The organism is Polaribacter sp. WD7, from assembly GCF_003335085.1.
GTDB lineage: Bacteria > Bacteroidota > Bacteroidia > Flavobacteriales > Flavobacteriaceae > Polaribacter.
The window spans coordinates 105523-131924 of sequence record NZ_QPEJ01000014.1; the positions used below are offsets into that span (position 1 = coordinate 105523).

Annotated in this window: 21 protein-coding genes; 14 read left to right on the forward strand and 7 right to left on the reverse strand. The window is 29.9% G+C overall.

Features of this window, described 5'->3' with window-relative positions; genetic code table 11:
- The first annotated feature begins 1 nt into the window (after position 1).
- The 4 genes from DUT90_RS02175 to DUT90_RS02190 all read left to right on the forward strand — a co-directional run bounded on the left by DUT90_RS02175 (position 2) and on the right by DUT90_RS02190 (position 9005).
- On the forward strand, positions 2-709 hold the full coding sequence (locus DUT90_RS02175; protein WP_114425077.1) for a TIGR00730 family Rossman fold protein: 708 nt from the start codon (positions 2-4) through the stop codon (positions 707-709).
- 439 nt (positions 710-1148) lie between these two features.
- Positions 1149-3881 carry an aminopeptidase gene (locus DUT90_RS02180; RefSeq protein WP_258848482.1) on the forward strand — a complete coding sequence of 911 codons (2733 nt, stop codon included), beginning with the start codon at positions 1149-1151 and terminating at the stop codon, positions 3879-3881.
- Between the two features lie 161 nt (positions 3882-4042).
- A complete protein-coding gene (locus DUT90_RS02185) occupies positions 4043-6496 on the forward strand; it encodes a thiamine pyrophosphate-dependent enzyme (protein ID WP_114425079.1) in 2454 nt (817 codons plus the stop codon).
- A 79-nt stretch (positions 6497-6575) separates the two neighbouring features.
- Entirely contained in the window at positions 6576-9005 is a 2430-nt protein-coding gene (locus DUT90_RS02190; RefSeq protein ID WP_114425080.1) for a zinc-dependent metalloprotease, read from the forward strand.
- Between the two features lie 7 nt (positions 9006-9012).
- Here DUT90_RS02190 and DUT90_RS02195 read toward each other — a convergent pair whose 3' ends face one another.
- Positions 9013-10284 (reverse strand): DUF2851 family protein, encoded by a 1272-nt coding sequence (locus tag DUT90_RS02195; protein ID WP_114425081.1) that lies wholly within the window; start codon positions 10282-10284, stop codon positions 9013-9015.
- 113 nt (positions 10285-10397) lie between these two features.
- On the opposite strand from DUT90_RS02195, the gene DUT90_RS02200 reads away from it, so the two are divergent.
- The 10 genes from DUT90_RS02200 (at position 10398) to DUT90_RS13440 (ending at position 19209) form a co-directional block, all read left to right on the forward strand.
- Complete coding sequence (locus DUT90_RS02200) at positions 10398-11030, forward strand: NAD(P)H-dependent oxidoreductase (protein ID WP_114425082.1); 633 nt, start codon at positions 10398-10400, stop codon at positions 11028-11030.
- A 22-nt stretch (positions 11031-11052) separates the two neighbouring features.
- Positions 11053-12513 (forward strand): aminoacyl-histidine dipeptidase, encoded by a 1461-nt coding sequence (locus DUT90_RS02205; protein ID WP_114425083.1) that lies wholly within the window; start codon positions 11053-11055, stop codon positions 12511-12513.
- Positions 12514-12706: 193 nt separating this feature from the next.
- Positions 12707-13471, forward strand: a complete 765-nt coding sequence (locus tag DUT90_RS02210; RefSeq protein ID WP_114425084.1) for a ParA family protein — start codon at positions 12707-12709, stop codon at positions 13469-13471.
- On the forward strand, positions 13472-14356 hold the full coding sequence (locus DUT90_RS02215) for a ParB/RepB/Spo0J family partition protein (protein ID WP_114425085.1): 885 nt from the start codon (positions 13472-13474) through the stop codon (positions 14354-14356).
- Between the two features lie 129 nt (positions 14357-14485).
- Positions 14486-14962: a DUF5683 domain-containing protein gene (locus tag DUT90_RS02220; RefSeq protein ID WP_258848483.1), complete on the forward strand. Its 477-nt coding sequence runs from the start codon at positions 14486-14488 to the stop codon at positions 14960-14962.
- Between the two features lies 1 nt (position 14963).
- The gene (gene dapB, locus DUT90_RS02225) at positions 14964-15665 is read left to right on the forward strand and encodes a 4-hydroxy-tetrahydrodipicolinate reductase (RefSeq protein ID WP_114425087.1); all 702 of its coding nucleotides are present in this window, start codon (positions 14964-14966) and stop codon (positions 15663-15665) included.
- 125 nt (positions 15666-15790) lie between these two features.
- The gene (gene lepB, locus DUT90_RS02230; protein ID WP_114425088.1) at positions 15791-17491 is read left to right on the forward strand and encodes a signal peptidase I; all 1701 of its coding nucleotides are present in this window, start codon (positions 15791-15793) and stop codon (positions 17489-17491) included.
- 33 nt (positions 17492-17524) lie between these two features.
- On the forward strand, positions 17525-18124 hold the full coding sequence (locus DUT90_RS02235; RefSeq protein ID WP_114425089.1) for a WbqC family protein: 600 nt from the start codon (positions 17525-17527) through the stop codon (positions 18122-18124).
- 62 nt (positions 18125-18186) lie between these two features.
- A complete protein-coding gene (locus tag DUT90_RS02240; RefSeq protein ID WP_114425090.1) occupies positions 18187-18762 on the forward strand; it encodes a Crp/Fnr family transcriptional regulator in 576 nt (191 codons plus the stop codon).
- A 138-nt stretch (positions 18763-18900) separates the two neighbouring features.
- Positions 18901-19209 (forward strand): DUF6122 family protein, encoded by a 309-nt coding sequence (locus tag DUT90_RS13440; protein ID WP_114425091.1) that lies wholly within the window; start codon positions 18901-18903, stop codon positions 19207-19209.
- Here DUT90_RS13440 and DUT90_RS02250 read toward each other — a convergent pair.
- The 6 genes from DUT90_RS02250 to DUT90_RS02275 all read right to left on the reverse strand — a co-directional run bounded on the left by DUT90_RS02250 (position 19200) and on the right by DUT90_RS02275 (position 26360).
- A complete protein-coding gene (locus tag DUT90_RS02250; protein ID WP_114425092.1) occupies positions 19200-20654 on the reverse strand; it encodes an oligosaccharide flippase family protein in 1455 nt (484 codons plus the stop codon). The genes DUT90_RS13440 and DUT90_RS02250 overlap by 10 nt on opposite strands.
- On the reverse strand, positions 20655-21740 hold the full coding sequence (wecB, locus tag DUT90_RS02255; protein ID WP_114425093.1) for a non-hydrolyzing UDP-N-acetylglucosamine 2-epimerase: 1086 nt from the start codon (positions 21738-21740) through the stop codon (positions 20655-20657). It abuts the gene before it with no gap.
- 2 nt (positions 21741-21742) lie between these two features.
- Positions 21743-23020 (reverse strand): glycosyltransferase family 4 protein, encoded by a 1278-nt coding sequence (locus DUT90_RS02260; RefSeq protein WP_114425094.1) that lies wholly within the window; start codon positions 23018-23020, stop codon positions 21743-21745.
- Positions 23017-24207, reverse strand: a complete 1191-nt coding sequence (locus DUT90_RS02265; protein WP_114425095.1) for a glycosyltransferase family 4 protein — start codon at positions 24205-24207, stop codon at positions 23017-23019. The genes DUT90_RS02260 and DUT90_RS02265 overlap by 4 nt, the downstream gene beginning before the upstream one ends.
- Positions 24204-24728 (reverse strand): methyltransferase, encoded by a 525-nt coding sequence (locus tag DUT90_RS02270; protein WP_114425096.1) that lies wholly within the window; start codon positions 24726-24728, stop codon positions 24204-24206. The genes DUT90_RS02265 and DUT90_RS02270 overlap by 4 nt, the downstream gene beginning before the upstream one ends.
- Positions 24729-25388: 660 nt before the next feature.
- Positions 25389-26360, reverse strand: a complete 972-nt coding sequence (locus DUT90_RS02275; protein ID WP_181858123.1) for a LamG-like jellyroll fold domain-containing protein — start codon at positions 26358-26360, stop codon at positions 25389-25391.
- Between the last annotated feature and the right edge of the window lie 42 nt (positions 26361-26402).

Genomic DNA, 26402 nt, shown 5'->3' on the forward strand with positions numbered 1-26402 from the left:
CATGACGAATGACGATAGAAAAATAAGAGAAAAACTACAACAAAAAACTTGGAACGAAATAAAAACTAACGACTCTTGGGCCATCTTTAAAATTATGGCTGAATTTGTGGAAGGATATGAAAAACTAAGTAAAATAGGCCCATGTGTATCTATTTTTGGGTCTGCAAGAACAAAACCTGATCACCCATATTATAAATTGGCAGAAGAAGTAGCTTTTAAACTAACTCAAAACGGTTACGGAGTAATTACTGGTGGTGGCCCAGGAATTATGGAAGCTGGTAACAAAGGTGCCAATCGTGGTAAAGGAATTTCTGTAGGCTTAAATATAGAACTTCCTTTTGAGCAACATGACAACCCTTGGATAGATGCCGATAAAAGTCTTGATTTTGATTACTTTTTTGTACGTAAAGTAATGTTTGTAAAATACTCTCAAGGTTTTGTAGTAATGCCTGGTGGTTTTGGAACTATGGATGAACTTTTTGAAGCTATAACCTTAATTCAAACCAATAAAATTGGTCGATTCCCAATTGTTTTAGTAGGCAAAAAGTTTTGGTCTGGATTGATTGATTGGATTAAAAACACGCTGCTAGAAGAAGGAAACATAAGCGAAACAGATCTAGATTTATTTAGATTAGTAGATACTGCTGATGAAGCTGTTGAGCATTTAAATAAGTTTTATGCCAAGTATCAATTAAAACCAAATTTCTAAAATAGTTTTATTTTTTTCCTTTTCTTTTTACAAGCTCAATTTTATAGTGAAATCTGTAAAATGATATTTACCAATATCTAAATACAATGCTAATTTGATAATTAAAGTATAACAAAATACCTACAACAGTTATAGATACTGTGCTACCTAATTTTTTATCAATTTACAAAGAAAAAATAAGGAATTAAACTTAACCACTCATTTTCAAAGGTCAAAAAAACATCTATAGACTATTGATGAAATTAAGAATAAGAATAACTTACACCATCAACAATAAGATGTTAATTTAGATTCTTTTTCTAAAGGTATTTACTATCTTTCAGCAAATTCTATGAAACCTAAAAAAAATATTAAAATCTAATTGAAATTTTATTTTTACATACTTGTAATATACGTCTCTTTTTCTTCGGTTGCTTATTCACAGCAAAACGTTATTTCTATGAAAGCAGAATTAGATGACACAAATCACATTCTAAAAATTCAGCAAGAAATTTTATATTACAATCAATCAGACTCTATTCTTCAAAATATATACTTACACAATTGGGCTAATAGTTACAAAGACAGAAAAACACCGTTATCTAAACGTTTTATAGAAAACTACAGAAAAGATCTTTATTTTGCTAAAAAAAGAGATTTAGGGTATTCTAAAATTGAAAACCTTTCTATTAATTTCGAAAATGTAAATTTTCAAGAATTAGACAATCAAGCTGATATTCTTAAAGTTACACTCAACAAACCCTTACTACCTAAGGATAGTACTAAAATTGCAATTACCTACACTGTTAAATTTCCAAGTGATCGTTTTACTAACTATGGGAAAAATGATAAAGGATATCATTTAAGATATTGGTACATTACTCCTGCTGTTTATAATAATGGTTGGCAACTAATGAGTAATCTAAATATTGATGATTTATTAGAACAAAATACAGACTTTAACATAGAGTTAGATGTACCTAAAAAGTATATTGTAGAAAGTAATTTGTATCAATACAAAACAGATTTACCCGATAAAATTAACTACTATTTAATTGGTAAAAATAAGATCGATATTCTACTTAGCATCAGTAAAGAAAAGCAACAAAAAGTATTTATTACAGACAAGATTAACATATACTCCAATGTAAAACCGAATGCAATAGATTATAAATTAGCAACAAATGTTTTAAATAGAGAACTCTTATTTATAGAAAAGTATCTTGGAAAATACCCACACTTAGAAATTTATATAGACAGAGCCACTCAGCGTAAAAATCCTATTTACGGGTTTAACCAGCTACCAGATTTTCTTCGTCCGTTTTCAGATACTTTTAAATGGGATCTTACTATGTTTAAAGCCATTAGCCAAAAATACATAGAAAACACACTATTTGTTAATAAACGTAAAGATTACTGGTTAATAGATGGTTTACAGAATTATTTAATGATAGAATATGTAGAAACTTTTTACCCAGAGGTAAAGTTACTTGGTAAAGTTGCTAACTCTTGGTTATTAAGAAGTTTCAATTTTTCTAAACTTCAGTTCAATGATAAGTACCCATTCCTTTACCAATCTGTGGCTAGAAAATTTTTAGATCAATCGTTAACCACCTCTTCAGACTCACTTTCTAATTTTAACAGAAAAGTGTTAAGCAAGTACAAATCTGGTTTGGGTTTTAAATTTCTGCAAGGTTATGTAGGAGATAGTGTTCTAAACAAATCAATAAAAACACTCTATCAAGAAAACAAACTTAAAATAACTTCTAGCAAAAAATTTCGTAAAATTATTGCTGCTAATACCAAAAGAAATTTAGATTGGTTTTTTGGTGATTATATTCAGACAAATAAAAAAATTGATCATAAAATAGAATATGTTAAAGAGGATAATGATAGCATTATAGTTACCATAAGAAATAAACGAAACATGGTTACTCCTGTAGCTTTGTACGCTCTAAAAGACGACAAAATAAAAGCTCAAAAATGGATTTCTAATGTAGATTCTGTCAAAACTGTTAAACTTGAAAAAGGAGATTATGACTTTGTTGTTCTAAATTATGAAAACTTATACCCAGAACTTAACACCTTAAATAATTGGTATAAAATAGACAAAAAAATACTTAATAAACCTATAAAGTTCTCATTTTTTAAAGATATCAGTAGCCCTAATTTTAACCAACTTTTTTATCAACCAGAAGCTAGTTACAATTTTTACAATGGATTAATTTTAGGATTAAAATTAGATAATAAACCACTTATTAAAAGAAATTTTGAATTTAGTGTTTCACCTGCTTATGCTACAAAAAGTAGAAATTTTTTAGGTAGTTTTTCTACGAGATATAATCAGTATTTCGAAAAAACTAAAATTTACAAAATGGAATACGGTGTTTCTGGTAGAACACTAGATTTTGCACCAAATTTATCTTTTAGGTCTTTTGTTCCTTTTGCTAGTTTAGTTTTTAAACGAAAATCTCTAAGAGATGTTTCTAGAGAATATATATTATTAAAATTAGTAGATATAGATAAAGATGTAGCACCTGGAGAAGTACAAACTGATCAAGACAAGTACAGCGTACTTAGCCTAAGTTATAATTATATGAACCCAGACATCATAAAAGAATTTAGATATAGTTTTAGTACAGAGTTTGCAAGAAAATTTTCGAAAGCGGCATTAGACATAAGATATCGTACATTAAACACTTCTGACACCCAATTAGATTTTAGACTATATGCAGGAACATTTTTTAACAACAATACTGTTGGAGACGATTTTAGCTTTGGCTTAGACAGAGCTACAGATTATTTATTTCAATTAAACTACTTAGGGCGTTCTGAAGATTCAGGAATCTTTAGTCAGCAATTTATTATTGCAGAGGGCGGCTTTAAATCTGTACTACCTGTTCGATTTGCAAATCAATTTATGGTTTCTACAAACTCTAGCATAGGTCTATGGAGGTGGTTAGAATTTTATAACGGTATTGCTTTCTTAAAAAATAGAGATCAACCCGTATATTTTGCGTACGAAAACGGAATACGATTCAATTTTGTGCATCAAATTCTAGAAATTTATTTTCCACTATACTCAAACAACGGATGGGAAATTGGCAAACCTTCTTATCAAGAAAGAATAAGATTTACCTTAAGTGCTAATTTTGGTGCAATCTATAATTTTTTTAGAAGAGGTTTTTTATAACTCAACAGAAGAAAAAACACAACTTCTTTAATTTATTTTTGAATTATCCTCAAACAAAACACGTTTAAAACTATTTTTTTTGAGAATAATTTAACAAAAATTTATATTTTTAAATATCATTTAAAAAAACTATATTTGCGCTACGTTTAAAACTCCCAAAAATGTTGCAAACAGCTCTTACTAAAGATAAACAAAAATTATCATTTGAAGATTTTAGAACCGAGGTTTTAAAAGACTATAAAATTGCTAAAATTAGTAGAGAATGTAGTTTGTTAGGCAGAAGAGAGGTTTTAACAGGAAAAGCAAAGTTTGGTATTTTTGGAGACGGTAAAGAAGTACCTCAACTTGCTATGGCAAAAGCTTTTAAACATGGTGATTTTAGATCTGGTTACTACAGAGACCAAACGTTTATGATGGCTTTAGGAGAATTAACACCTCAACAATTTTTTGCGGGTTTATACGCTCACACAGACATTAAAGCAGATCCAATGTCTGCAGGAAGACAAATGGGTGGTCATTTTGCAACCCATAGCATAAATGAGGATGGAAGCTGGAAAAATTTAACAAAACAATACAATTCTAGCTCAGACATTTCTCCAACAGCAGGTCAAATGCCTAGACTTTTAGGTTTAGCGCAAGCTTCTAAAATATATAGAAACGAAAAAAGTGTACAACATAAAACAAACTTTTCTAATAAAGGAAATGAAGTAGCTTGGGGTACTATTGGAAACGCAAGCACAAGTGAAGGCTTATTTTTTGAAACCATAAATGCTGCTGGTGTTTTACAAGTACCTATGGTAATGAGTGTTTGGGATGATGAATACGGAATTTCAGTTCACGCAAAACACCAGACAACCAAAGAAAGTATTTCTGATGTTTTAAAAGGTTTTCAAAGAGAACACGAAAAAAACGGCTACGAAATTTTTGTTATTAATGGATGGGATTACGTACAACTTGTAGACACCTACAACAAAGCAGCAAAAATTGCAAGAGAACAGCATGTGCCTGTTTTAATTCATGTTAAAGAATTAACACAACCACAAGGACACTCAACCTCTGGATCTCATGAGCGTTACAAAACAAAGGAACGATTGGTTTGGGAAAAAGAACACGATTGTATTGCTAAAATGCGAGAATGGATTTTAGATTTTGAGTTGGAAACAGAAACAGGAGAAATCTTACGTTTTGTAGAATCTGAAGAAGAAATTATCTTATTAGAAAAAGCTGCAAAAAAAGAAGTTGTTAACGCCAAAAGAAATGCTTGGAACGCGTTTATAAACGAAATAAAAGCTGAAGTAGCTGTATGTGCTCAAATTTTAGATAATATTGCTAAAAAAAGTAAAAATGGTGCTTTTATAGCCAAATACAGAAAAGATTTAGTAACTAATATAGAACCTAATTTTAAAGATATTTTATCTACTGCAAGAAAATCGTTAAGATACCTTAAAGATGAAACTTTTGAAGAAAAAACTGCGCTTCAGAATTTTATCAAAAAAAATATACAAAGTGCTCACAACAAATATTCTTCTAAGTTGATGAGCGAAACCGACTATAGTGCTTTAACCATTAGTGAAAAAGCTCCTGTATACAATCAAGCAAAAAAATTAGTAGATGCTCGTATTATTATGAGAGATAATTTTGATGCTATTCTTAAAAAGCATCCAGAAGTCGTTATTTTTGGTGAAGATGCTGGTTATATTGGAGACGTAAATCAAGGTTTAGAAGGCTTACAAGATAAATACGGCACTATTAGGGTTGCAGATACAGGTATTAGAGAAGCTACTATTATTGGACAAGGAATTGGGTTGGCAATGCGTGGTTTAAGACCCATTGCAGAAGTACAATATTTAGATTATTTATTGTATGCACTTCAAATTATGAGTGATGATTTAGCTACATTACATTACAGAACTTTTGGCAAACAAAAAGCACCCTTAATTATAAGAACTCGCGGACATCGTTTAGAAGGCATTTGGCATGCTGGCTCTCCAATGGGAGGAATTATTAACAACGTTAGAGGAATACATGTTCTTGTGCCTCGTAATATGACAAAAGCTGCAGGATTTTACAACACACTTTTAGAAGGAGATGAACCCGCTTTGGTTATTGAATGTTTAAATGGTTATAGAATAAAAGAAGAATTACCATCTAATTTAGGGGAATTTAAAACACCTATAGGTGTTGTTGAAACCGTAAAAAAAGGTAAAGATATTACCGTAGTTTCTTATGGATCTACCTTAAGAATTGTTGAAGAAGTAGCTAAAGAATTATTACAAGTAAATATAGATATCGAAATAATAGATGCTCAAAGTTTATTGCCTTTTGATTTGAATCACGATTGCGTAAAAAGTTTAGCTAAAACCAACAAGTTATTAATTGTTGATGAAGATGTTCCTGGAGGTGCATCTGCATATCTATTGCAAGAAATTTTAGAAAAACAAAATGGATATGTATACTTAGATAGCAAACCTTCTACTTTAACCTCAAAAGCGCATAGACCTGCTTATGGAACAGACGGAGATTATTTTTCAAAACCCTCTGCTGAAGATATTTTTGAAAAAGTATATGAAATGATGCATGAATTTAATCCTAAGCAATACAAAAGCCTGTATTAGTCTTTTTTTAACACATCTATAAGACCTTGCTTTAAGACTTTTTGATAATTTGGTTGCTCTATTTACAACCATTTTTATCATGAAAAAAGTACTACTATTTTGCCTCATTTTAACTTTGCTATTTCCATTTTCTATGGATGCACAAAGAAAAAAATCTAAAGATAAAAAGGCAGAAAAAACTGCAACTACAACAAAAAGTAAACAATTAAAATATACCGATTTTGTTGGCAAAAACACCAAAACAGATCAAGGCTTATTTAAAGTCCATTTTTCTAAAAACAAATACATGTATGAAATCCCTAAATCGTACTTAGGAAAAGAAATGCTGTTAGTAACCAGACTAAAAGACATTCCTTCTGGTTTGGGTGGTGGCTATGTAAATGCAGGATCTAAGGTAAATACTCAAGTTGTTGTTTGGGAACACTTTAAAAATAAAATTTTACTAAAAGTAAAGTCCTATAATGCTATTGCTAACGACTCTTTACCTATTTTTAAATCGGTAAAATCAAATAATTTAGAACCAATTATTTATTCTTTTGACATCAAAACTCAAAATACAGATTCTACAGCTGTTTTAGTTGATGTTACCAATTTCTTCTCATCAGACGTTAAAGCAATCTCAGGCTTACCCTCTCAATTCAGAAAAACTTATAAAGTAAGAAGATTAGATGCTTCACGAAGTTTTATTAACTACATAAAAAGTTACCCTAAAAATATAGAGGTGGTACAAGATTTTACTTTTGATGCTGATGCACCTCCAAGCAATCAAAGCACAAATACAATCACGCTACGCGTTAATCAATCTATGATTTTACTTCCAGAAAAACCAATGAAGCCTAGAATTTACGATAAAAGAGTAGGATACTTTTCTGTAGGTAACATTGATTATAATTCAGAAGCGCTAAAAGCAGATGACAAAAGATACATTAGACGTTGGAGACTAGAACCCAAAGATATAGAGGCTTACAAAAGAGGCGAATTGGTTGAGCCTAAAAAACCAATTGTTTATTACTTAGACCCTGCCACACCAAAAAAATTAAGAAAATTTATAAAACAAGGTGTAGATGATTGGGCTAAAGTTTTTGAAACTGCTGGTTTTAAAAATGCAATAATGGCAAAAATGCCTCCAAGCAAAGAAGAAGATCCAGATTTTAGTATGGAAGATATTAGATATTCTTCTATTAGATATGTAGCAAGTACTACTAGAAATGCTGTAGGCCCTAGTGTTTCTGATCCACGCTCTGGAGAAATTATAGAAAGTGATATTATATGGTATCACAACCATTTACGCTCTTACAGAAACCGATACTTATTAGAAACTGGTGCCGCGAATCCTTCTGCAAGAACATTAAATACACCTGCAGAAGACATAGGCGAAATGATGAGAATGGTAATTTCTCATGAGATAGGACACGCGTTAGGTTTACCTCACAATATGGCTGCCAGTTATGCATACCCTGTAGACTCTCTACGTTCTGGAAGTTTTACTCAGAAATACGGAATTGCGGCAACCATTATGGATTATGCTCGTTACAATTATGTAGCACAACCGGGTGATAAAAACATTCGTTTTGTGCGTCAATTAGGACCTTATGACCATCATGCAATTAATTGGGGGTACCGTGTAATTACTGCTGCTACAACACCTGAGGCTGAAGTGAACACCTTAGACAAATGGATTGAAGAAAAAGCGGACAACCCAATTTATAAATTTGGTTTTCAAAGAAGAGGTGGTTTTGATCCAGAATCGCAAACAGAAGATATTGGAGACGATCATGTAAAAGCAAGTTCTTACGGAATTAAAAACTTAAAAATTGTAGCGAAAAATTTACCTGAATGGACATCTAATCAAACTAATAATTATGACGATTTAGCAGAATTATACGGAGAAATGATAGGGGTTTGGAGTAGATATGTAGGTCATGTAATTAGTAATGTTGGAGGCGTTTATGAATATAATAAGAAGCCAAATCAATCTGGTGTTGTATATCAACCTATGGCCAAATCTATGCAACAAGCATCTATAGAATGGTTGCATAAAAATGCTTTTAACACTCAAAACTGGTTGTTAGATAAAAATATATTGAATAAAATTGACGAAGCTGGTTATGCAGATATGATGCTTCGTTATCAAAATAGATTTTTATCTCGCCTTATCAATACCTCAAAAATTAAAAGAATGATTGATGCAGAAATTCTAGATCCAAATACCTATTCTGCATACAACATGATTCGTGATTTGAGAAACGGAATTTTTACAGAAACTAGTTTTACTAAAAATGTATCTACATCTAGAAGAAATCTTCAAAAAACATTTGTAAATCAAATTGCGGCGCTTCTAAAAGACAAAGACGCTCAGAATTCTGATATTATTTCTATAGCTAGAGGAGAATTAACTAGCTTAAGGTATTTAGCTAATAATGCTAGCAAAAGAGCTGTAAATACAATTACAAAATACCATTATAAAGATTTAACAGCAACGATAGATAGCATTTTAAACCCTAAATAATAGTTTTTTAATTCTTTAAGATTTCCATTCCTATTGCACATTGTAAACATCGTTTCTTTGTGCAATAGTTGTTTTTTAACTCTAATAATGTTTGAGAATCATAAGCAGATTTTGATAAAACTTGCATATCCTCAAACTTAGAAATAATACTATTTTTTTCTGGATTCATCTGCTTTAATAGCTCTAAAAAATCTAGTTCATTTACCTCTCCTCTATTTTTTTGATATAAAAATTTTAATGGTATAATAGTGTTTATCAAAAGTAAATCTATAAATGAAGCTGTTAGTTTTTTTGTAGATGTTTTTGATTGTTTTTGAAAGGTAAAATGGTTTCTCCAAAATGAGTGTACTTGCACGCTAAACAAGTTATAAAAACTATCTATAGTATTGTTTTCTAGAGTTTTAGGAAACAAGTTTTGATGCGCAACATATAATGCTGTTAACTGCGCAATTCTAATGGTTGGAAAATTATGAGGTCGCATTCTAAAAAATGAAAACTGATGTTTAGTTATTGGTTTTAAATGATATTTATGTCTTAAATAAGCATATTCTTTTTGCAAGGCTTTATAGTAAACTTCTTCTATATTATCCTCCAAAAAACCAGCTTGCCCATATAACAGTGCTGCCAACTGCGTTTCGTTAAACCTTACTTTTCTGAGAACACCAAAATCAAACGATTTGGCTAATAGTAAGAATGCATCACCATTTACTTTTAATCCAAAATTTTTAGCCAATACCTGAAATAATGTAGCCTCATAATTGTCATTATTTCCAGTTAAAAGCAATTTCATATCATTAGACTTTCGCTCTAATCGCTCAAAAAACAAACGCTCTTTCCAATTTTCAAAAACAAACTTATCTGTATTGTAAATTTCATTTTCACAAGAAATCCAACGTTGTTGAGTAGAAAATAAATTCTGATAATTTTGCAAAGCGGAAGAAAACGTAATATTTTTAAGTACTAATGTTGGTAATACTGTATTTTTTTCTAAAAAAATAACAGCATCATCTTCCCAAACTACATGTAAAATTACTGCGTTATAATTGTAATCTATTTCATGATTATGCAAATACCAATCTGAAGATTTTACATGAATTTCTACATTTCCTACCCATAATTTGTCTGCTATTTTAATTTGTGCATTTAAAAAATCAGGACCCGAATTTTGGTTATGCATACCTACCTTTACAACCACTAAATCTTCATTTGTAGAAGTCTTTAAAGTACCTGCAGAAAACAATTGATACTTCCATACATAGTGCAAAAAATCTTCATTCATAGCTTTTTATTTTCAAGGTACAAAAATTCGTCTATAAAATTATAAATTTTTATAATTGTATTAACAAAAATCATGCATGGTAAAGACGTATTTTTGTACTTCAAAATAGAAAAATGAATATTGTAGATAGCTTAAAATGGCGTTATGCTGTTAAAAAATTTGACACTGAGAGAGAACTTACAAAACATCAAATACTCACCTTAAAAGAAGCTTTTAATTTAACGGCTACTTCTTACGGTTTACAACCGTTACAATTATTGGTTATTAAAAACAAAGATGTTCAAAAAAAATTGGTAGCACATTCGTTTAACCAGCCTCAGGTTTTAGAAGCTTCGCATCTTTTGGTAATTTGCGTTCCAAAAACATACAATTCTAAAGAAGTTGAAAAATACTTTAATAGGGTACAAAATACAAGAAACACTACAGATGCAATAATTGCTCCTTTTAAGGAATTTTTGATATCAGAAATTGATAAAAAATCACAAGAAGATTTGTTTCTTTGGAACAAAAATCAAGCTTATATAGCCTTAGGTAATTTATTAACCGTTTGTGCAGTAGAAAAAATTGATGCGTGTCCTATGGAAGGTTTTATTGCTGAAAAATACGATAAAGTACTGGCACTTAAAAACAAAAACCTTACTTCTGTATTGGTTTTACCTGTTGGTTTTAGATCTGATGATTGCCATATGAAAGATATGCCAAAAGTAAGAAAAACACTTTCTGAATCTATTATTGAAATCAACTAAAATTATCATAAACTACTTTACTATGAATGATGCAGTCAGAAATTTAGAACCAAAAGTTTTGTGGAATCATTTTGCCGATTTAAATGCAATTCCTCGTCCTTCTAAAAAAGAAGAACGTATAATTGAATTTATGGTAAATTTTGGTAAACAACTTAACCTTGACACGTTTGTAGATAAAGTAGGTAATGTTATTATTAGAAAACCTGCTACACCTAATTTTACAGACAGAAAAACTGTTGTATTGCAGAGTCACTTAGATATGGTACATCAAAAAAATGCTGATATTATTTTCGATTTTGAAAAAGAAGGTATTAGAATGCTAGTTGATGGTGATTGGGTTACTGCAGATGGTACAACTTTAGGTGCTGATAATGGTTTAGGTGTGGCTGCAATTATGAGTGTATTATCTTCAAAAACATTACAACACCCCAATATAGAAGCTTTGTTTACAATTGATGAAGAAACAGGTATGACAGGTGCTATGGGTTTAGAATCGTCGCTTTTAAAAGGTGACATTTTATTAAACTTAGATACAGAAGAAGATGACGAAATAGGAATGGGTTGTGCAGGAGGTATAGACATAACAGCTACTCAAAATTATAAAGAAGAAAATACACCCACTAAAACTACTGCCTTTGCAATTGCTATTACCGGTTTGCAAGGAGGTCATTCTGGTATGGACATTCATAGAGGGTTAGCAAACGCAAATAAAATCATGAATCGTATTTTATACGATGGTTTTGCTAAATACGGATTGCGAATTTCTGAAATAAATGGTGGAAGCTTACGTAACGCAATACCTCGTGAAAGTTTTGCTATAGTTTGTATAGACTCCGTTTCTAAAACTATTTTCCTTTCTGATATCCAAATACTTATCAACAACATCAAAAAAGAATTTCTACCTATAGAACCCAACTTAACGATTACGATTAACGAAACTACTTCACCTAAAAAAGTAATGAATTTAGGTGTGCAAGAGCAGTTTTTAAAATCTATTTATGCAGCTTTAAATGGGGTGTATAGAATGAGTCCTGATATTAAAGGTTTGGTAGAAACATCTAATAATATAGCTAGAGTTATCGTAAAAAACGAAACTATAAAAATTGGTTGCTTAACTCGCTCTTCTTCTGAAAGTAACAAATACGATTTAGCAAACTCTTTACAATCTGCATTTGAACTTGCTGGGTTTAAAGTACTACTTTCTGGTGAATATCCTGGATGGCAACCCAATGTAAATTCAGAAATTTTGGGTATTGTTGCTAATTTATACGAAAAACTACATCATGAAAAACCTAATGTTGCAGCGTGTCATGCTGGTCTAGAATGTGGTATTTTGGGGCAAAATTATCCTCATATAGACATGGTTTCATTTGGGCCAAATATAAAAGGAGCACACTCTCCAGATGAGAGGGCTCAAATTTCATCAACTCAAAAATTCTGGAATTTCTTAATCGAAATTTTAAAAAATATTCCAAAAAAATAAGATTTATTCGATATTTTGAATCAGTAACTTAACATTATTATTCTATCTGTTAATTTTGTTTAAAAACTGAAACAAAACAATAATAAAACACTGTAATTTAAACAATTAAACAATTCATTTTTTGTTAACATCTTTCACTTTATATAAAGAGAAAAAAATGTAATTTTACTACATATATAGATATCATCTTATAATGGGTAAAATTATAGCAATAGCAAACCAAAAAGGCGGAGTAGGAAAAACCACAACCAGTGTTAATTTAGCTGCTTCTCTAGGAGTTTTAGAAAAGAAAGTGTTGTTAATAGATGCAGATCCACAAGCAAATGCTTCTTCTGGTTTGGGTATTGATGTTGAAGCTGTAGAATACGGTACTTATCAAGTTTTAGAGCATACAGTCAACGTTAAAGATGCTATTGTTAAAACAGACTCTCCTAATGTAGATATCATTCCTGCTCATATTGACTTGGTTGCTATTGAAATAGAGTTGGTAGACAAACAAAACAGAGAATATATGCTCAAAAAATCTTTGGTTGAAATCAAAGACAATTATGACTACATTTTGATTGATTGTGCACCGTCTTTAGGATTAATTACTTTAAACTCTTTGGTAGCGTCAGATTCTGTGATAATTCCTATACAATGTGAATATTTTGCTCTAGAAGGTTTAGGAAAATTATTAAACACTATTAAGAGTGTTCAAAATATTCACAACCCAGACTTAGATATTGAAGGCCTGTTATTAACCATGTTTGATTCTCGCTTGCGACTTTCTAATCAAGTAGTAGACGAAGTTAGAAAACACTTTTCTAGCATGGTTTTTGACACCATTATTAGAAGAAATACGCGTTTAGGAGAAGCACCAAGTTACGGAGAAAGTATAATTGATTACGATGCCACTAGTAAAGGTGCTGTAAATTACTTAAATTTGGCACAAGAGTTATTAAAAAAGAATGCATAAATGGCAAAAGCAACTAAGAAACAGGCTTTAGGGAGAGGATTATCTGCTTTGTTACAAGAATCTTCTAGCATCAATTCTGCATCAGACAAAAATGCAGATAAAGTTGTTGGGAGTATTATAGAAATTGAAATTGAAAGTATTGATGTAAATCCATATCAACCCAGGACCTATTTTGACGAGGAGGCTTTACGAGAATTGGCTAGCTCCATCAAAGAACTAGGTGTTATTCAGCCAATTACTGTTCGTAAATTAGATGGAAACAAATTTCAATTGGTTTCTGGTGAACGTCGTTTTAGAGCATCTAAATTAATAGGTAATACCACTATACCTGCATACATTAGAATTGCAAACGATCAAGAAATGCTAGAAATGGCATTGGTTGAAAATATTCAGCGTAAAAATTTAGACCCTATAGAAGTAGCTTTGTCTTACCAACGTTTAATTGATGAAATTCAGTTAACACAGGAAGAATTGAGTACTAGAGTAGGTAAAAAAAGATCTACAGTAACCAACTACTTACGTTTGCTAAAGTTAGACCCTATTTTACAAACAGGTATGCGAGATGGCTTTATTTCTATGGGACATGGTAGAGCAATGATAAACGTTGAAAATACAGAAGATCAATTAGCCATTTACGAAAAGATTTTACGAGAAAAACTATCTGTAAGACAAACAGAAGATTTGGTAAAAACATTAAGATTTGGCAAAACGCCTAAACCAAAAAAGAAACCAGTACCTACCTATATTAAAAATAGCATTAAAGATATAAGTGATTATTTTGGTCATAAAATAGATGTTACTGTTAGCAACACTGGTAAAGGAAAAATCTCTATCCCTTTTCATTCTGAAGAAGATTTCAACCGTATAAAAAACTTATTAAAATAGGTGTTTTTAAAAAAAATCATATTCGTTTTCCTAATCGGATTTTTTTGTACAAATCTTTCTGCTCAAAATGATTCTATCAAACCCAAAAAAATAAAAAGGATTGCTAGGTTTCAAAAAAATGCTAAAGGGTTGTACAACCCTTTAGCTCCTTCTAGAGCAGCTTTTTATTCGGCTGCATTTCCTGGAATGGGACAGATATACAATAGAAAGTATTGGAAAGCTCCTATTGTTTGGGGCGCATTAGGTACCAGTATTTTTTTTTATTTAGACAACAATAACGAATTTAAACGATTTAGAAGAGCTTTTAGAGCAAGAAGTAACGGATTTCAAGATGAGTTTACCGTAATTAATGCTGATGGCACAACTACAGAAACAGTATCTGTTGAAACCATAGAAAGAGCACAAGAACAGCTAAGAGAAAATAGAGATTTATCATTACTAACTACTGCAATTTTATATGTATTACAAATTGTAGAAGCTAGTGTTAATGCTCATTTATTGCAATTTAACACAGATGATAACTTAACATTAAGACCAACATTTATAAATACCCCTGTACAAATTGAAACTCCTAAATTAGGGGTAACACTAAAATATAACTTTTAAAATGAAAATTGCATTATTAGGCTATGGAAGAATGGGTAAAGAGATTGAAAAAATAGCTTTATCAAGAGGACACGAAATTGTAATTCGTAAAGATATAGGTGACAAGATTGATATTACATTAGCTGATGTTGCTATAGATTTTAGCGTACCTTCTTCTGCTTTTGATAATATCAAAAACTGTTTAGAAAATAATGTTCCTATCATTTCTGGTACAACTGGATGGTTAGAAAATTATGAGAAAGCAGTAACTTTATGTAAAGAAAATAAAGGTGCTTTCATTTATGCGTCTAATTACAGCTTGGGTGTTAATATCTTTTTTGAGTTAAATAAACAGCTCGCCAAAATGATGAGCAATCTAGAAGATTACAACATCTCTATGGAAGAAATTCATCATACAAAAAAATTAGATGCTCCAAGTGGTACAGCAATTACATTAGCAGAAGGGGTTATAGAAAATACTACTAAAGAAAACTGGAAATTAGGAGATAAAGCTAATGAAAGTGAAATTTCAATTGTTGCTAAAAGAATTCCTGAAGTTCCTGGGACACATACAGTTTGGTATGATTCTGAAGTTGATTCTATAGAAATAAAACATACCGCTCACAACAGAAAAGGCTTTGCTTTAGGTGCAGTAGTAGCTGCTGAATGGATTATTGGTAAACAAGGTGTTTTTTCTATGAAAGATGTGTTAAACATCCGTTAAAAACAGTAACAAAATTACCAGATCACTACTTATTAAACATATTTGTTTTCTCTAAAGCAAATTAGAAATATTTATTAAGAAAAATTAGACTTTTATTACATTAAGTCTAACCAAAAATACAGCATATGACATTTACAGAATGGTTTATTTTTTTTATAGCAATTCAAATAGTTCATTTTTTAGGAACTTGGAAATTATATGTAAAAGCGGGCAGAAAAGCTTGGGAAGCAGCAGTACCAATCTATAACGGTATTGTATTAATGAGCATTATAAAACGACCTAAATGGTGGATTATTTTACTCTTTATTCCTGTTGTAAATTTATTGATGTTTCCTGTAATTTGGATAGAGACAATAAGAAGTTTTGGTTTTAAGAAAAAAACAGATTCCCTTCTTGTCATTTTTACACTTGGTCTCTACATTTTTTATATAAATTACGGCACAGATGCAGTATATAATAAAGATAGAAGTTTAAAACCTCAATCTGAATTGGGTGAATGGGTTAGTTCTATAGCCTTTGCTATTATAGCAGCAACCCTAGTACATACTTATTTTATGCAACCCTTTACCATACCTACATCTTCGTTAGAAAAAACATTGTTAGTTGGTGATTATTTATTTGTAAGTAAATTTCATTATGGCGCTAGAGTACCATCTACCGTAATTGCTGCACCAATGGTGCATGATTCTTTACCTTTAACAGGAACTGTCTCATACTTAAAACACCCACAATTACCGTACACAAGACTACCTGGTATCCAAAAAATAAAGAATAACGACATCGTTTGCTTCAATTGGCCTGCAGATACTTTGGCATTAATGTGGGGAGATAAGTCAGGCAAATTCACTTATAAACCTGTAGATAAGAAGACAAACTATGTAAAACGTTGTGTTGGTATAGCAGGTGATTCTATAGAAATGAAAGATGGATATTTTTATATTAACGGAAAGAAAAATAGCTTACCAGACAGAGCTAAATTACAGTTTTACTACACATATGAATCAAAAAAACCAATTAGCCAAAATACATATCCAAAATTTTTACTAGACAAAGAACGCACTGGTGTGTATAAAATTTTAACAGAATACTGGCAAAACCCAAAGGTACAAAGCGCTATCAAAGAAAATGGAAATTTAACCAAAATTGCATCAGACTCTTTGTATACAGAAGTTGCTGGTGGCGTAAATCCTGATTTTGCAAGACGTTTAAAAATGTTATCTGTTGACAATAAAATCAATATCAACTTAACAGAAGAAGAAGCTATACGTTTAAAAACCTATCCGTTAACAAAATCGCTCACTAAAATAATACACGACGCAGACAATGCTATTTTTCCGCATGTAAAAGAGTTAGGGTGGAGTCAAGATAATTTTGGTCCTATTTATATTCCAGAAGCTGGTGCAACTGTAAAATTAGATGTAAAATCTTTACCTTTTTACGAACAAATCATCAAAAACTATGAAAATAATGATTTGCAAGTTGTTGGAAACAATATTTTTATCAATGGAGAAAAAGTTGATTCTTATACTTTTAAACAAGACTATTTTTATTTAATAGGTGATAACAGACACAACTCTTTAGATGCTCGTTATTGGGGCTACGTACCTTTTGACCACGTGTTAGGAAAACCTGTTATGGTATGGTTTAGTTGGGATGCAAATGCGACTTCTTTTGGTGAAAAAATAAAATCAATTCGCTGGAACAGAATGTTTACCACAGTTGGTGGTGATGGAGAACCTGTTTCTTATAGATATCTTGTTTTTGCATTAATAGCCATATATATAGGATATAGTTTTTATAAGGGAAAGAAAAAGAAAACGAACTAGAACTACTATTATCTTTTAGAGGTTATTCTATTTATGTCTTTATTTATTCCAACATACTTCTCTCCTATTTCTCAATATTCAGAAATTTTAAAATCTGATGAGGTCATTTTTGAAATTGAAGATAATTTTCAAAAACAGAGTTATAGAAATAGATGTTATATTTATAATGCCAATGGCAAACAATTATTAAACATCCCTGTTAAAGATGGCTCTAAAGGAACCTCTACTAGAAAAAAAACAAAAGATATGTTGGTTGAAAATGCTGTTTCATGGCAAGATCACCATTTAAAATCTCTACAAACTGCATACAGAACTTCTCCTTTTTACGAATTTTATGAAGATGATTTAATTCCTATTTTTACTAAAAAATATCATTTTTTGCATGACGTTAACATAGACACCTATCTATTTGTTACAGACGCACTACAAATATCTCAAAACTATTCTAAAACCACAGAATATATTATAGATGTTAAGAGTGATTATAGAAATTTAGCTTCTATTAAACATCTACCTTCACAAAAAGACACTTATATACAAATGTTTGATGATAAACATGGATTTTTACCAAACCTTTCTATTTTAGATCTTCTTTTTATGGAAGGCCCCAACGCTATTAGCTTTCTTTATTAAAAAAACAGTAACTTTATCCTGTTAATCCCCCAAATCTTTTTTGATTTGATTACTAAGATACCATGAAGTTTTTAACTCAATTTATAGACAAAATAGGAGATATACCAGAATCTTCACTAAAAAAACTAACTGCTCTAATTAGCTTAAAAGAACTTAAAAAAGGTGATATTATAGCAAAAGCTGGAGAAATACCTAATGATATTTATATTTTAAAATCTGGAATAATTCGTTCTTTTTTTACTGATGAAAAAGGTAAAGAATACATAAGACATATATTTACCCCCGTAAGAGCTACAGGTGCTTTGGGGGCAATGATTTTAAATAAACCATCTAGATTTTCTTATGATTGCTTATTAGATTGCGAAGTGTACTCATTAAATTTTAAGCTGTTTAAAAAACTTTCTATTGATGACAAAGCTATTTCAAACTTATATGCAACTGTATTAGAATATGTTTTTCTTAGTTTAGAAGCCAAAGTTTACGACCTTTCTGTTTTAAATGCTACAGAAAGATACCTAAAATTAAAAAAGCAAATACCTGATATTGAGAATTTAATACCCCAATATCATATAGCCTCCTATCTTAATATTACTCCTGTTCAGTTAAGTAGAATTAGAAAAGAAATTTATTCAAAATAATAAAATCGATTAACATATGTTAATTTATTAATAATAATATAATTGTATTTTTGATATTGTATTATTTCCCCCAATTTATTGTTATAGTAACAATTTACATAAAAGGCTTATTTCTTTAATAAGCCTTTTTTTTATATTATGAGTTTAAAATTTAGTATTCATTACGGACTACATTTTGCAATCCCCTTTTTTATTGCATTTTTTCTTTTTAGAAAACAATGGAAAATGGTGTACTCAATTTTTTTATTATCTATGCTCGTAGATTTAGATCATTTACTTGCCACTCCTCTTTTTGACAAAAATAGATGTAGCATAAATTTTCATCCTTTACACTCTTATATTGCTATTGGTTTCTATTGTTTTGGGCTGTTTTTTAAAAAGACAAAAATCATATGTATTGCGCTATTATTTCATATGATTACAGATTTCATAGATTGCTATTTGTAAAAACGTTGCAATAGTTTATTTAGCTCAGGAGAAAGATTTAGTTTTATAACCAATAAAACATACAAACTTGCTATTATGCTACTTTTAAGAATAATATTTACAATAGGATGAAAAGAAAAACTCCAAAAGTAAAATGCAAAAAACACCAAAGTAATTAACATAAAGACCATTGCAGTATTTTTAGAAAAAGGTAAAATGGAAAACTTTTTCTTAACATACCAAATCTTAATGGTATTGAATACTAAAATTACAATTAAGGTTGACAAAGCGGCTCCATTCATATTAAAATATTCTATAAGAACTACATTTAGGTAAGCTACAGAAATAGCCATAGCCAAACCATAAGGTAATAAAATTTTATAATATTTAGAATTGGAAATGATTGCTCCGTTATTTCCTAAAAACATATTGTACAGTTTTGCTACAGATACCATTAAAACGATAAATACTCCTTTTGAATATTCTGGATTACTCATAATTTTATACAACTCTTCTACATTGCAATTAATTAAAATAAAAAACAAGCCACAAATCATTAATAAATTAACTGAAGATCTTTTGTATAGCGCGTCTACTTCTTTAAAATTATGTTCATTAATAGCTTTAGATGTTAGAGGCTGTACAATTTGTAACATTGCTCTACCTGGAGCTTCTATAACGGAGGCTATAAACACACCAACTGTATAAAAAGCAGCTAGTTCTATCGCTTCTTTTTGAGGAAGCATTACTTTATCTATATCTAAAAGTATAGCTCCTGCAGAACCTGCTAAAATTATATATGCAGAATATCCTATAATCTCTTTAGTATTTTTTGGAAATTTAAAAGAAAATTTTGGCGTATAGGTTTTTAATGCATAAACCATCATTACGATTAATCTTAAAAAATAAGATAAGGTTAAATAAATGATAAATTCATGCTGATTGATAACTTTAGCCCAAACTAAAAGAAGTAAAACCGTAATCATTATTCTAGTAAAAAGCTCTCTAACAGTATTACCAAAAGTTGATTTCATTTGTACTTTTGCCCAAGCGTAAAAAATTTCAAAATAGGCAGTAGATATAGCTACCAAATAAATGATATACGTATATCCCTTAATTAAGGCGTTTTCTATCGATAAAAATTCACTTATTTTTTCATAAAAAACGTTTCCTAAAAACCCCATTGGCACTGCAATAAATAAAGGCAATATTAACGCAGCGCTCAAAAAACGATCTTTTTCTTCTTTGGTTTTGTAAGATGAAAAAAACTTGATAATTGTATACTGAACCCCAAAAGCTGTGAGTGGCATTAGCAAATTAGCAGCAGATAATAGAAAGACCACTAAACCATATTTTTCTGGTGTCAAAAAATTGGTATACAAAAAAAGAGTATTCATTCCTCCAACAGCAAAAGCTATAAAAATAATTACTGTATTTATCGAAGATTGTTTTTGTACGATTCCCATTTAATTATCTATTAATGTAATGATAGATTTGTAAATTTTCTCTCCCACATTATCACCATACAACTCTTTGGTAAAATCTATTTTAAGTGGGTTTACAGCTTGATAAGCTTCATTAATCTTGTTAAAATCGTTACCTACAATTATAGCAAAATTATTTTCTACCAATTCTAACCACTCTGTTTCTTCTCTTACAATAATCGTATATTTTTTATTAAAAAAAGCTTCTTTTTGTAAACCTCCACTGTCAGTAATTACTAAATAACAGTGTTTTAGGAGTTCTAGCATATCAAAATACCCTACAGGTTCTATGCATTTTATTTTAGGGGATATATGGTGTTCTTGCAATATTTTTTTGGTTCTTGGGTGCAAGGGTACAACAACCTCTTTTTCTTGATGAATATTTTCTAAAGCTTCAAAAATATTTCTTAGTTTTTTGATGTCATTCGTATTCTCTTCTCTGTGGATGGTAGCCAAAACAAAAGATGAAGATTTTACTCCTAAATCTTTTAAAATAGATGATTTTTCTTCAGAGAATTGACTGTAGTACGTAACAGCGTCTTTCATGATATCTCCATGTTTTTCAATCTTATTTTCAAAGTTTTGAAAACCTTCATTTTTTAGATTTTGAACAGCTGTATTTGTAGGACAACTAAGTAAATTAGCAATTCTATCAGTTAAAATTCTGTTGATTTCTTCGGGCATTAGCATATTGAAAGAACGTAATCCTGCCTCTATGTGTACTATTTTTATATGTAACTTTTTTGCAGCTAATGCACCTGCAATGGTAGAGTTTGTATCACCATAAACAACAACAACATCAGGTTTTTCATCAAGTAATATTGCTTCAATTTTTTCGAGCATCTTACCTGTCATAGCTCCATGACTCAAACTATTAATTGCCAAATTGTATTTAGGCTTAGGAATGTTCATTTCTTGAAAAAACACATCACTCATGTTTTTATCAAAATGCTGACCAGTATGTACAATCACCTCATTAACAACATTGTGTCTACTTATTATTCGACTCAAAACAGCTCCTTTTACAAACTGAGGTCTTGCCCCTAAAATTGTTACTATTTTTTTCAATTTTATTTTATCTTTTTTATAATTTGAGCTAATTGTGCTGTTAAATTCTTACGATGATATTGTTCTATATTTATGGACGCAATCTTTAAATTTCCTGTTTTATAATCGGAATAGAGTTTGAAAATTTCAGATTTGAGGGCTTCTTTTTCATCAAAATCTACTATGGTACCAGAATTGGTGTTTTTTAAAATCTCAGCTAAATCTCCATCTTTTGGACCAATAGCTAAAATAGGTCTTTTTGCTTGTAAATATTCAAAAATTTTACCCGTAATAATTCCTTTAGCACTTGGCACATTGTTTATTGCCAATAGTAAAACTTGCGATTTTAATTGATACTTTTTCACTTCATTATGAGAAACATAACCTACTTTATCAATTATACTTTTTGGTAGCTTATCAATAGACTCTTCTACTTGACTCGCCAATTTACCAATTAACTTTATGATTACATCATTTTTAAATTCTTGGTTCTCTTCTATTAAATCATGTAAAGCTTCCCAAAAAATAATAGGATTTCTATCAGCATTCATTAATCCAATATGCGTAATTGTAAATTTAGTATCTAATTGTATAGGAGTGTCTTGCTTTTTAGTATCCGAATCATAACCGTTAGTAATCACATGTATATTATTAGAAATAGAAGAAAAATTTTCTTTCATGGTTTCTCCTACTACTAAAACAGCATCGGCGTTTTTTAGAACTTTTTTTTCTAATAAATGATGTTTGGCTTTCGATTTGTTTGACAATGGTAGTTGATGAAAGTAATCGATATCTGTCCAAGGGTCTCTAAAGTCAGATATCCATGGTATTCCTGTTGTTCCCTTTAAGGCTAATCCAATAAGATGTAAGCTGTGGGGTGGCCCAGTAGTAATTATTGCATCTATTTCATTTTCTAAAAGGTATTTTTTTAAAAATTTTATTGAAGGTTTAATCCAAAATTTTCTAGCATCTGGAATAAAATAATTGGCTCTTATCTTTAGAAAAAGCCTACCCAACAAATTCGGATTTGATTCTAAAAAACCAGCACTTTGTTTCGCTTTTTTAGGTTTTAAAAAAGAAAATATCGTATTAGGTTCTACAATTGATTTTGAGATGAATTGTATATTTTCTGGAATATCTGATTGTAACGAATTATCTATTATTGGGTAATTTGCATCCTTAGGTATATAAACAACAGGTTCTATGCCAAAATCTCTAAGATATTTTACAAACTTCAACCAACGTTGAACCCCAGAACCTCCTGCAGGCGGCCAATAATATGTAATAATTAATACTTTCAAGAGGATAGATTATCGTATAAATGTAGTAGTTTTTTTGATGTATGCTCCCAAGAGAACTCGTTTTCTATAAAATGTTTGCCGTTTGCCCCTAGTTTTTCTCGTAAACTTTTATCGTTATAAAGAAGAAGTGTTTTATCTACAAAACCTTTCACATTTCTATCTTCATGCACCAAGCCCGTATTATATTTTTCAACAATATTTTTTTGTGCAGTTGCATTGCTAACTAAAACTGGTTTACCCAGACTCAAATACTGAAATATTTTATTTGCATACGTAGTGTCATGATGTAAATTTCTGTGGAGAGGAGAAATACAAATATCACTTGATAATATGTAATCTTTAAAAAGATCTGGGTTTTTCCAACCAACAAAATCTATATATTCTTTTAATTCTAAATCATTAGTTAAATTTCTTAATACGCTGTCAGAAGAATTTTTACCAACTATCACCAACTGTATATTTTTGATACTATCTTTTAGTACTTTTATAGCTTTAATAGCAGTTTGTAAACCTCTTCTTAGACCTGTATCTCCAATGTAAAGTAGCACAAATTTTTCTTTATAACTAGCAAAAATTTCATCATTTACCTTAGCATCTTTATAAAAATTTATTCTTACAGTGTTAGGTACAATTACTATTTTGGTATTTCCTATATTAACTCTACTTAAAATTTCTTCTTTAGATTCCTTGGTTACAACAATAATTTTATCACTTTTAATTAAGAATGATTCCTCTTTTTTTTTCCATTTTTTAGGAGATATCAAGTATTTCCCCGGGAACTTCAGCAAATGAGGATAATATTTCATGATTTCTGGCCTATTTTCATGCAAATCTAAGACTGTCTTTAAGTTAAATTTTTGATTAACAAAAAAAACAGTTCCTGCAATTCTAATATCATGGATATGGAGTATTTCAATATTATTTTCTGAAATAAAATGCGTTATTTTAGAAGCTAGTAAAACTTTATAAAAAGGAAGCGTATAAGCCAGCGCAGATAGTTTATAAGTTAGCTTAGTCGATGGATAACTTTTTACTTGTATCTCATTTATTAATTTATTTTCAAATTTCTTGGTATAATTCAAACAAAATAAAAAAACTTCATGACCTGCTTCGATCAAAGAAAGAGCCTCATTTTCTACCCTTGGATCAGGAGGGAATTCCTCATCTAAAATCATACCAACTCTCATAAAGCTATTTTATTTGCATAAACTGCGTAATACCTTGGAGTAAACTTCCTCAAAATAGGTCTAAATCCTATTTTATTTATAGGGCTTGTCCACTTTTGCTTTTCTTTAATTTTCCAGCCTGCTTTTTCCAATAACCAATCAAATTGCCAGTCTTCAAATTCATGATAATGCCTATCCCAATCATCTGTCTTGCTTCTATATGCTTTAGCAAACCATAAGTTTAAAGGAACTGTGGTTATCAATTTTGTTGCTTTAATTTCGTTTAAAACGTTTAAAGGAGACAATAAATGCTCAAAAATTTCGAATGCAGTTACAGCATCAACTTGGTGTTGTTTTACAATTTCTGGTAAAACATCTAAATCTTCTCCATTGGTATTAATGACTGTATAGCCATTATTTTCCATTATTTCAGAGAAAGGGTTTCTAACTCCTAAATCTAAAATTGTTGCAGGTGCAGGTAATACTTTTTGTAGAAATACAATGGTGTTATGATATCTCTTTGATGGAAAATTTTTATACATACAATAAAATTATACTGTAAAATTACTAAATATAAAATTTGTTGTACACAAAAAAAGGAGAGAAATTATAATTCCTCTCCTTTATACTTTTTCATAACAATGCATATTTAAATGCTATACGAAAATAGAATATTTAAATAATTAATAGTTTATAAAAAAACATATATGTTATTCTTTTTATAAAAAGCATGAAAACTTTTTCTTAATTAACTGAATTACATATATTTATTTTTACAAAAAAACAAAAAGAAAACTACTATAGCACTAGTTCTACTTCTTTCTTTTTCTACTTTTCAGGGAAAATGATATGTTTATTTTATAAACACTATTTACTATAAGTAAATAATCAACATATAAAACATCTGTTTTGTTTTTTTATAAAATCGTACAATTTGCGTTATATGAACCATCTATAAAAAGGAAAACATAAGATAATGAAGATAGTTTATATTCTTTTGTATTAGATAAATATCTTCTAAAATTAATCCCATTAATGGTTTGATTTTGTTTTTTTGTTATGATATCTTAAACAAAATAGCAAAACGTTAAACCCAGGTTTAATTAAAGATATTGCTTCATTTTCAAAACTAAGATTAGAAGGAAACCTACTATTTAAAATCACCTCATTTTTAATGAATACAAAGTTCATGTATATAATAACTACTTGAAAACTTTTTTATAAAAAGTTTTTTCTTTAGTTATTACTCTTAGAATGTAAGCCCCATTGGGTAATCTTTTTGTATTAACTATATCATTATTATTCATATTGACACGAACTTCTTTTCCTCTTAGATCAAATAGGGACACATCTTTAACATTAGCATATGAATGGATTGTAATTTTATCTTTAAAAGGATTTGGATAAATTGTAATTTCATTTTTATAATATTCATCAGCACTAGCACTTAAAACTTCTACATCTTTATTATACAAAGCTTCTACATCATATTTATTTAAGGCTTTATTCCAGTATTTAAACTCATCTAAAGTACCTTTGAAGTAAAAAGTATCTAAATTTGTGTTTGAATCTTTTCGGCCTATAGATCCTGGATTATTAGTATATCCAATTCCCATGTTACTTGCACCTGAATAAGTTCCTTCATCATTAACTGAATTTATATAAATATTCATGTCTAACTTATCTCTAACTACAAAAACAAAATGATACCATATATCAGGAGATAAAATTGTATTTCCAACTTTACTTCTTCTATTTCCTGATGTTGTATTTCCAGTATTATCACCGTAAGAAATCGCTATTCTTCCTGATGAAAGGCTAGACCAAACACCTGAATGATTATTTTCTTCAAAATCTGTTGTAAAAGTAACGGAACTCCTATCTTCTAAATTATCAAACTTTGCCCAAAAAGAAATTGTAATAGGCAGATTAGGTTTTAACTTTTCATTATTTGGAAAATCGACATAATTATCAATACCATCAAAATATAATGCCGATTCTGGGTTGCCATTTCTATCCTCAACGAAAAATGGCTCTCCATATAAAGTGGCATCATACATATTCTCTGAAGTATCATTTACATTAGCATCAAATCTATAATGAACTAGAAGATCTTGAGAATTTGAAGATAAAATAAATAAGAAAGTAATAATTGATAAATAAATCTTTTTCATTATTAACATTTTAAAAATAATTCTTAATCCGTAATAAATTTA

Excerpts from the sequence above, each read along its gene's own strand:
- DUT90_RS02175 (WP_114425077.1), top strand. The coding sequence starts at position 2 with ATGACGAATGACGATAGAAAAATAAGAGAAAAACTACAACAAAAAACT.
- DUT90_RS02180 (WP_258848482.1), top strand. The coding sequence starts at position 1,149 with ATGAAAGCAGAATTAGATGACACAAATCACATTCTAAAAATTCAGCAA.
- DUT90_RS02185 (WP_114425079.1), top strand. The coding sequence starts at position 4,043 with ATGTTGCAAACAGCTCTTACTAAAGATAAACAAAAATTATCATTTGAA.
- DUT90_RS02190 (WP_114425080.1), top strand. The coding sequence starts at position 6,576 with ATGAAAAAAGTACTACTATTTTGCCTCATTTTAACTTTGCTATTTCCA.
- DUT90_RS02195 (WP_114425081.1), bottom strand. The coding sequence starts at position 10,284 with ATGAATGAAGATTTTTTGCACTATGTATGGAAGTATCAATTGTTTTCT.
- DUT90_RS02200 (WP_114425082.1), top strand. The coding sequence starts at position 10,398 with ATGAATATTGTAGATAGCTTAAAATGGCGTTATGCTGTTAAAAAATTT.
- DUT90_RS02205 (WP_114425083.1), top strand. The coding sequence starts at position 11,053 with ATGAATGATGCAGTCAGAAATTTAGAACCAAAAGTTTTGTGGAATCAT.
- DUT90_RS02210 (WP_114425084.1), top strand. The coding sequence starts at position 12,707 with ATGGGTAAAATTATAGCAATAGCAAACCAAAAAGGCGGAGTAGGAAAA.
- DUT90_RS02215 (WP_114425085.1), top strand. The coding sequence starts at position 13,472 with ATGGCAAAAGCAACTAAGAAACAGGCTTTAGGGAGAGGATTATCTGCT.
- dapB (WP_114425087.1), top strand. The coding sequence starts at position 14,964 with ATGAAAATTGCATTATTAGGCTATGGAAGAATGGGTAAAGAGATTGAA.
- lepB (WP_114425088.1), top strand. The coding sequence starts at position 15,791 with ATGACATTTACAGAATGGTTTATTTTTTTTATAGCAATTCAAATAGTT.
- DUT90_RS02235 (WP_114425089.1), top strand. The coding sequence starts at position 17,525 with ATGTCTTTATTTATTCCAACATACTTCTCTCCTATTTCTCAATATTCA.
- DUT90_RS02240 (WP_114425090.1), top strand. The coding sequence starts at position 18,187 with ATGAAGTTTTTAACTCAATTTATAGACAAAATAGGAGATATACCAGAA.
- DUT90_RS13440 (WP_114425091.1), top strand. The coding sequence starts at position 18,901 with ATGAGTTTAAAATTTAGTATTCATTACGGACTACATTTTGCAATCCCC.
- DUT90_RS02250 (WP_114425092.1), bottom strand. The coding sequence starts at position 20,654 with ATGGGAATCGTACAAAAACAATCTTCGATAAATACAGTAATTATTTTT.
- DUT90_RS02265 (WP_114425095.1), bottom strand. The coding sequence starts at position 24,207 with ATGAGAGTTGGTATGATTTTAGATGAGGAATTCCCTCCTGATCCAAGG.
- DUT90_RS02270 (WP_114425096.1), bottom strand. The coding sequence starts at position 24,728 with ATGTATAAAAATTTTCCATCAAAGAGATATCATAACACCATTGTATTT.
- DUT90_RS02275 (WP_181858123.1), bottom strand. The coding sequence starts at position 26,360 with ATGAAAAAGATTTATTTATCAATTATTACTTTCTTATTTATTTTATCT.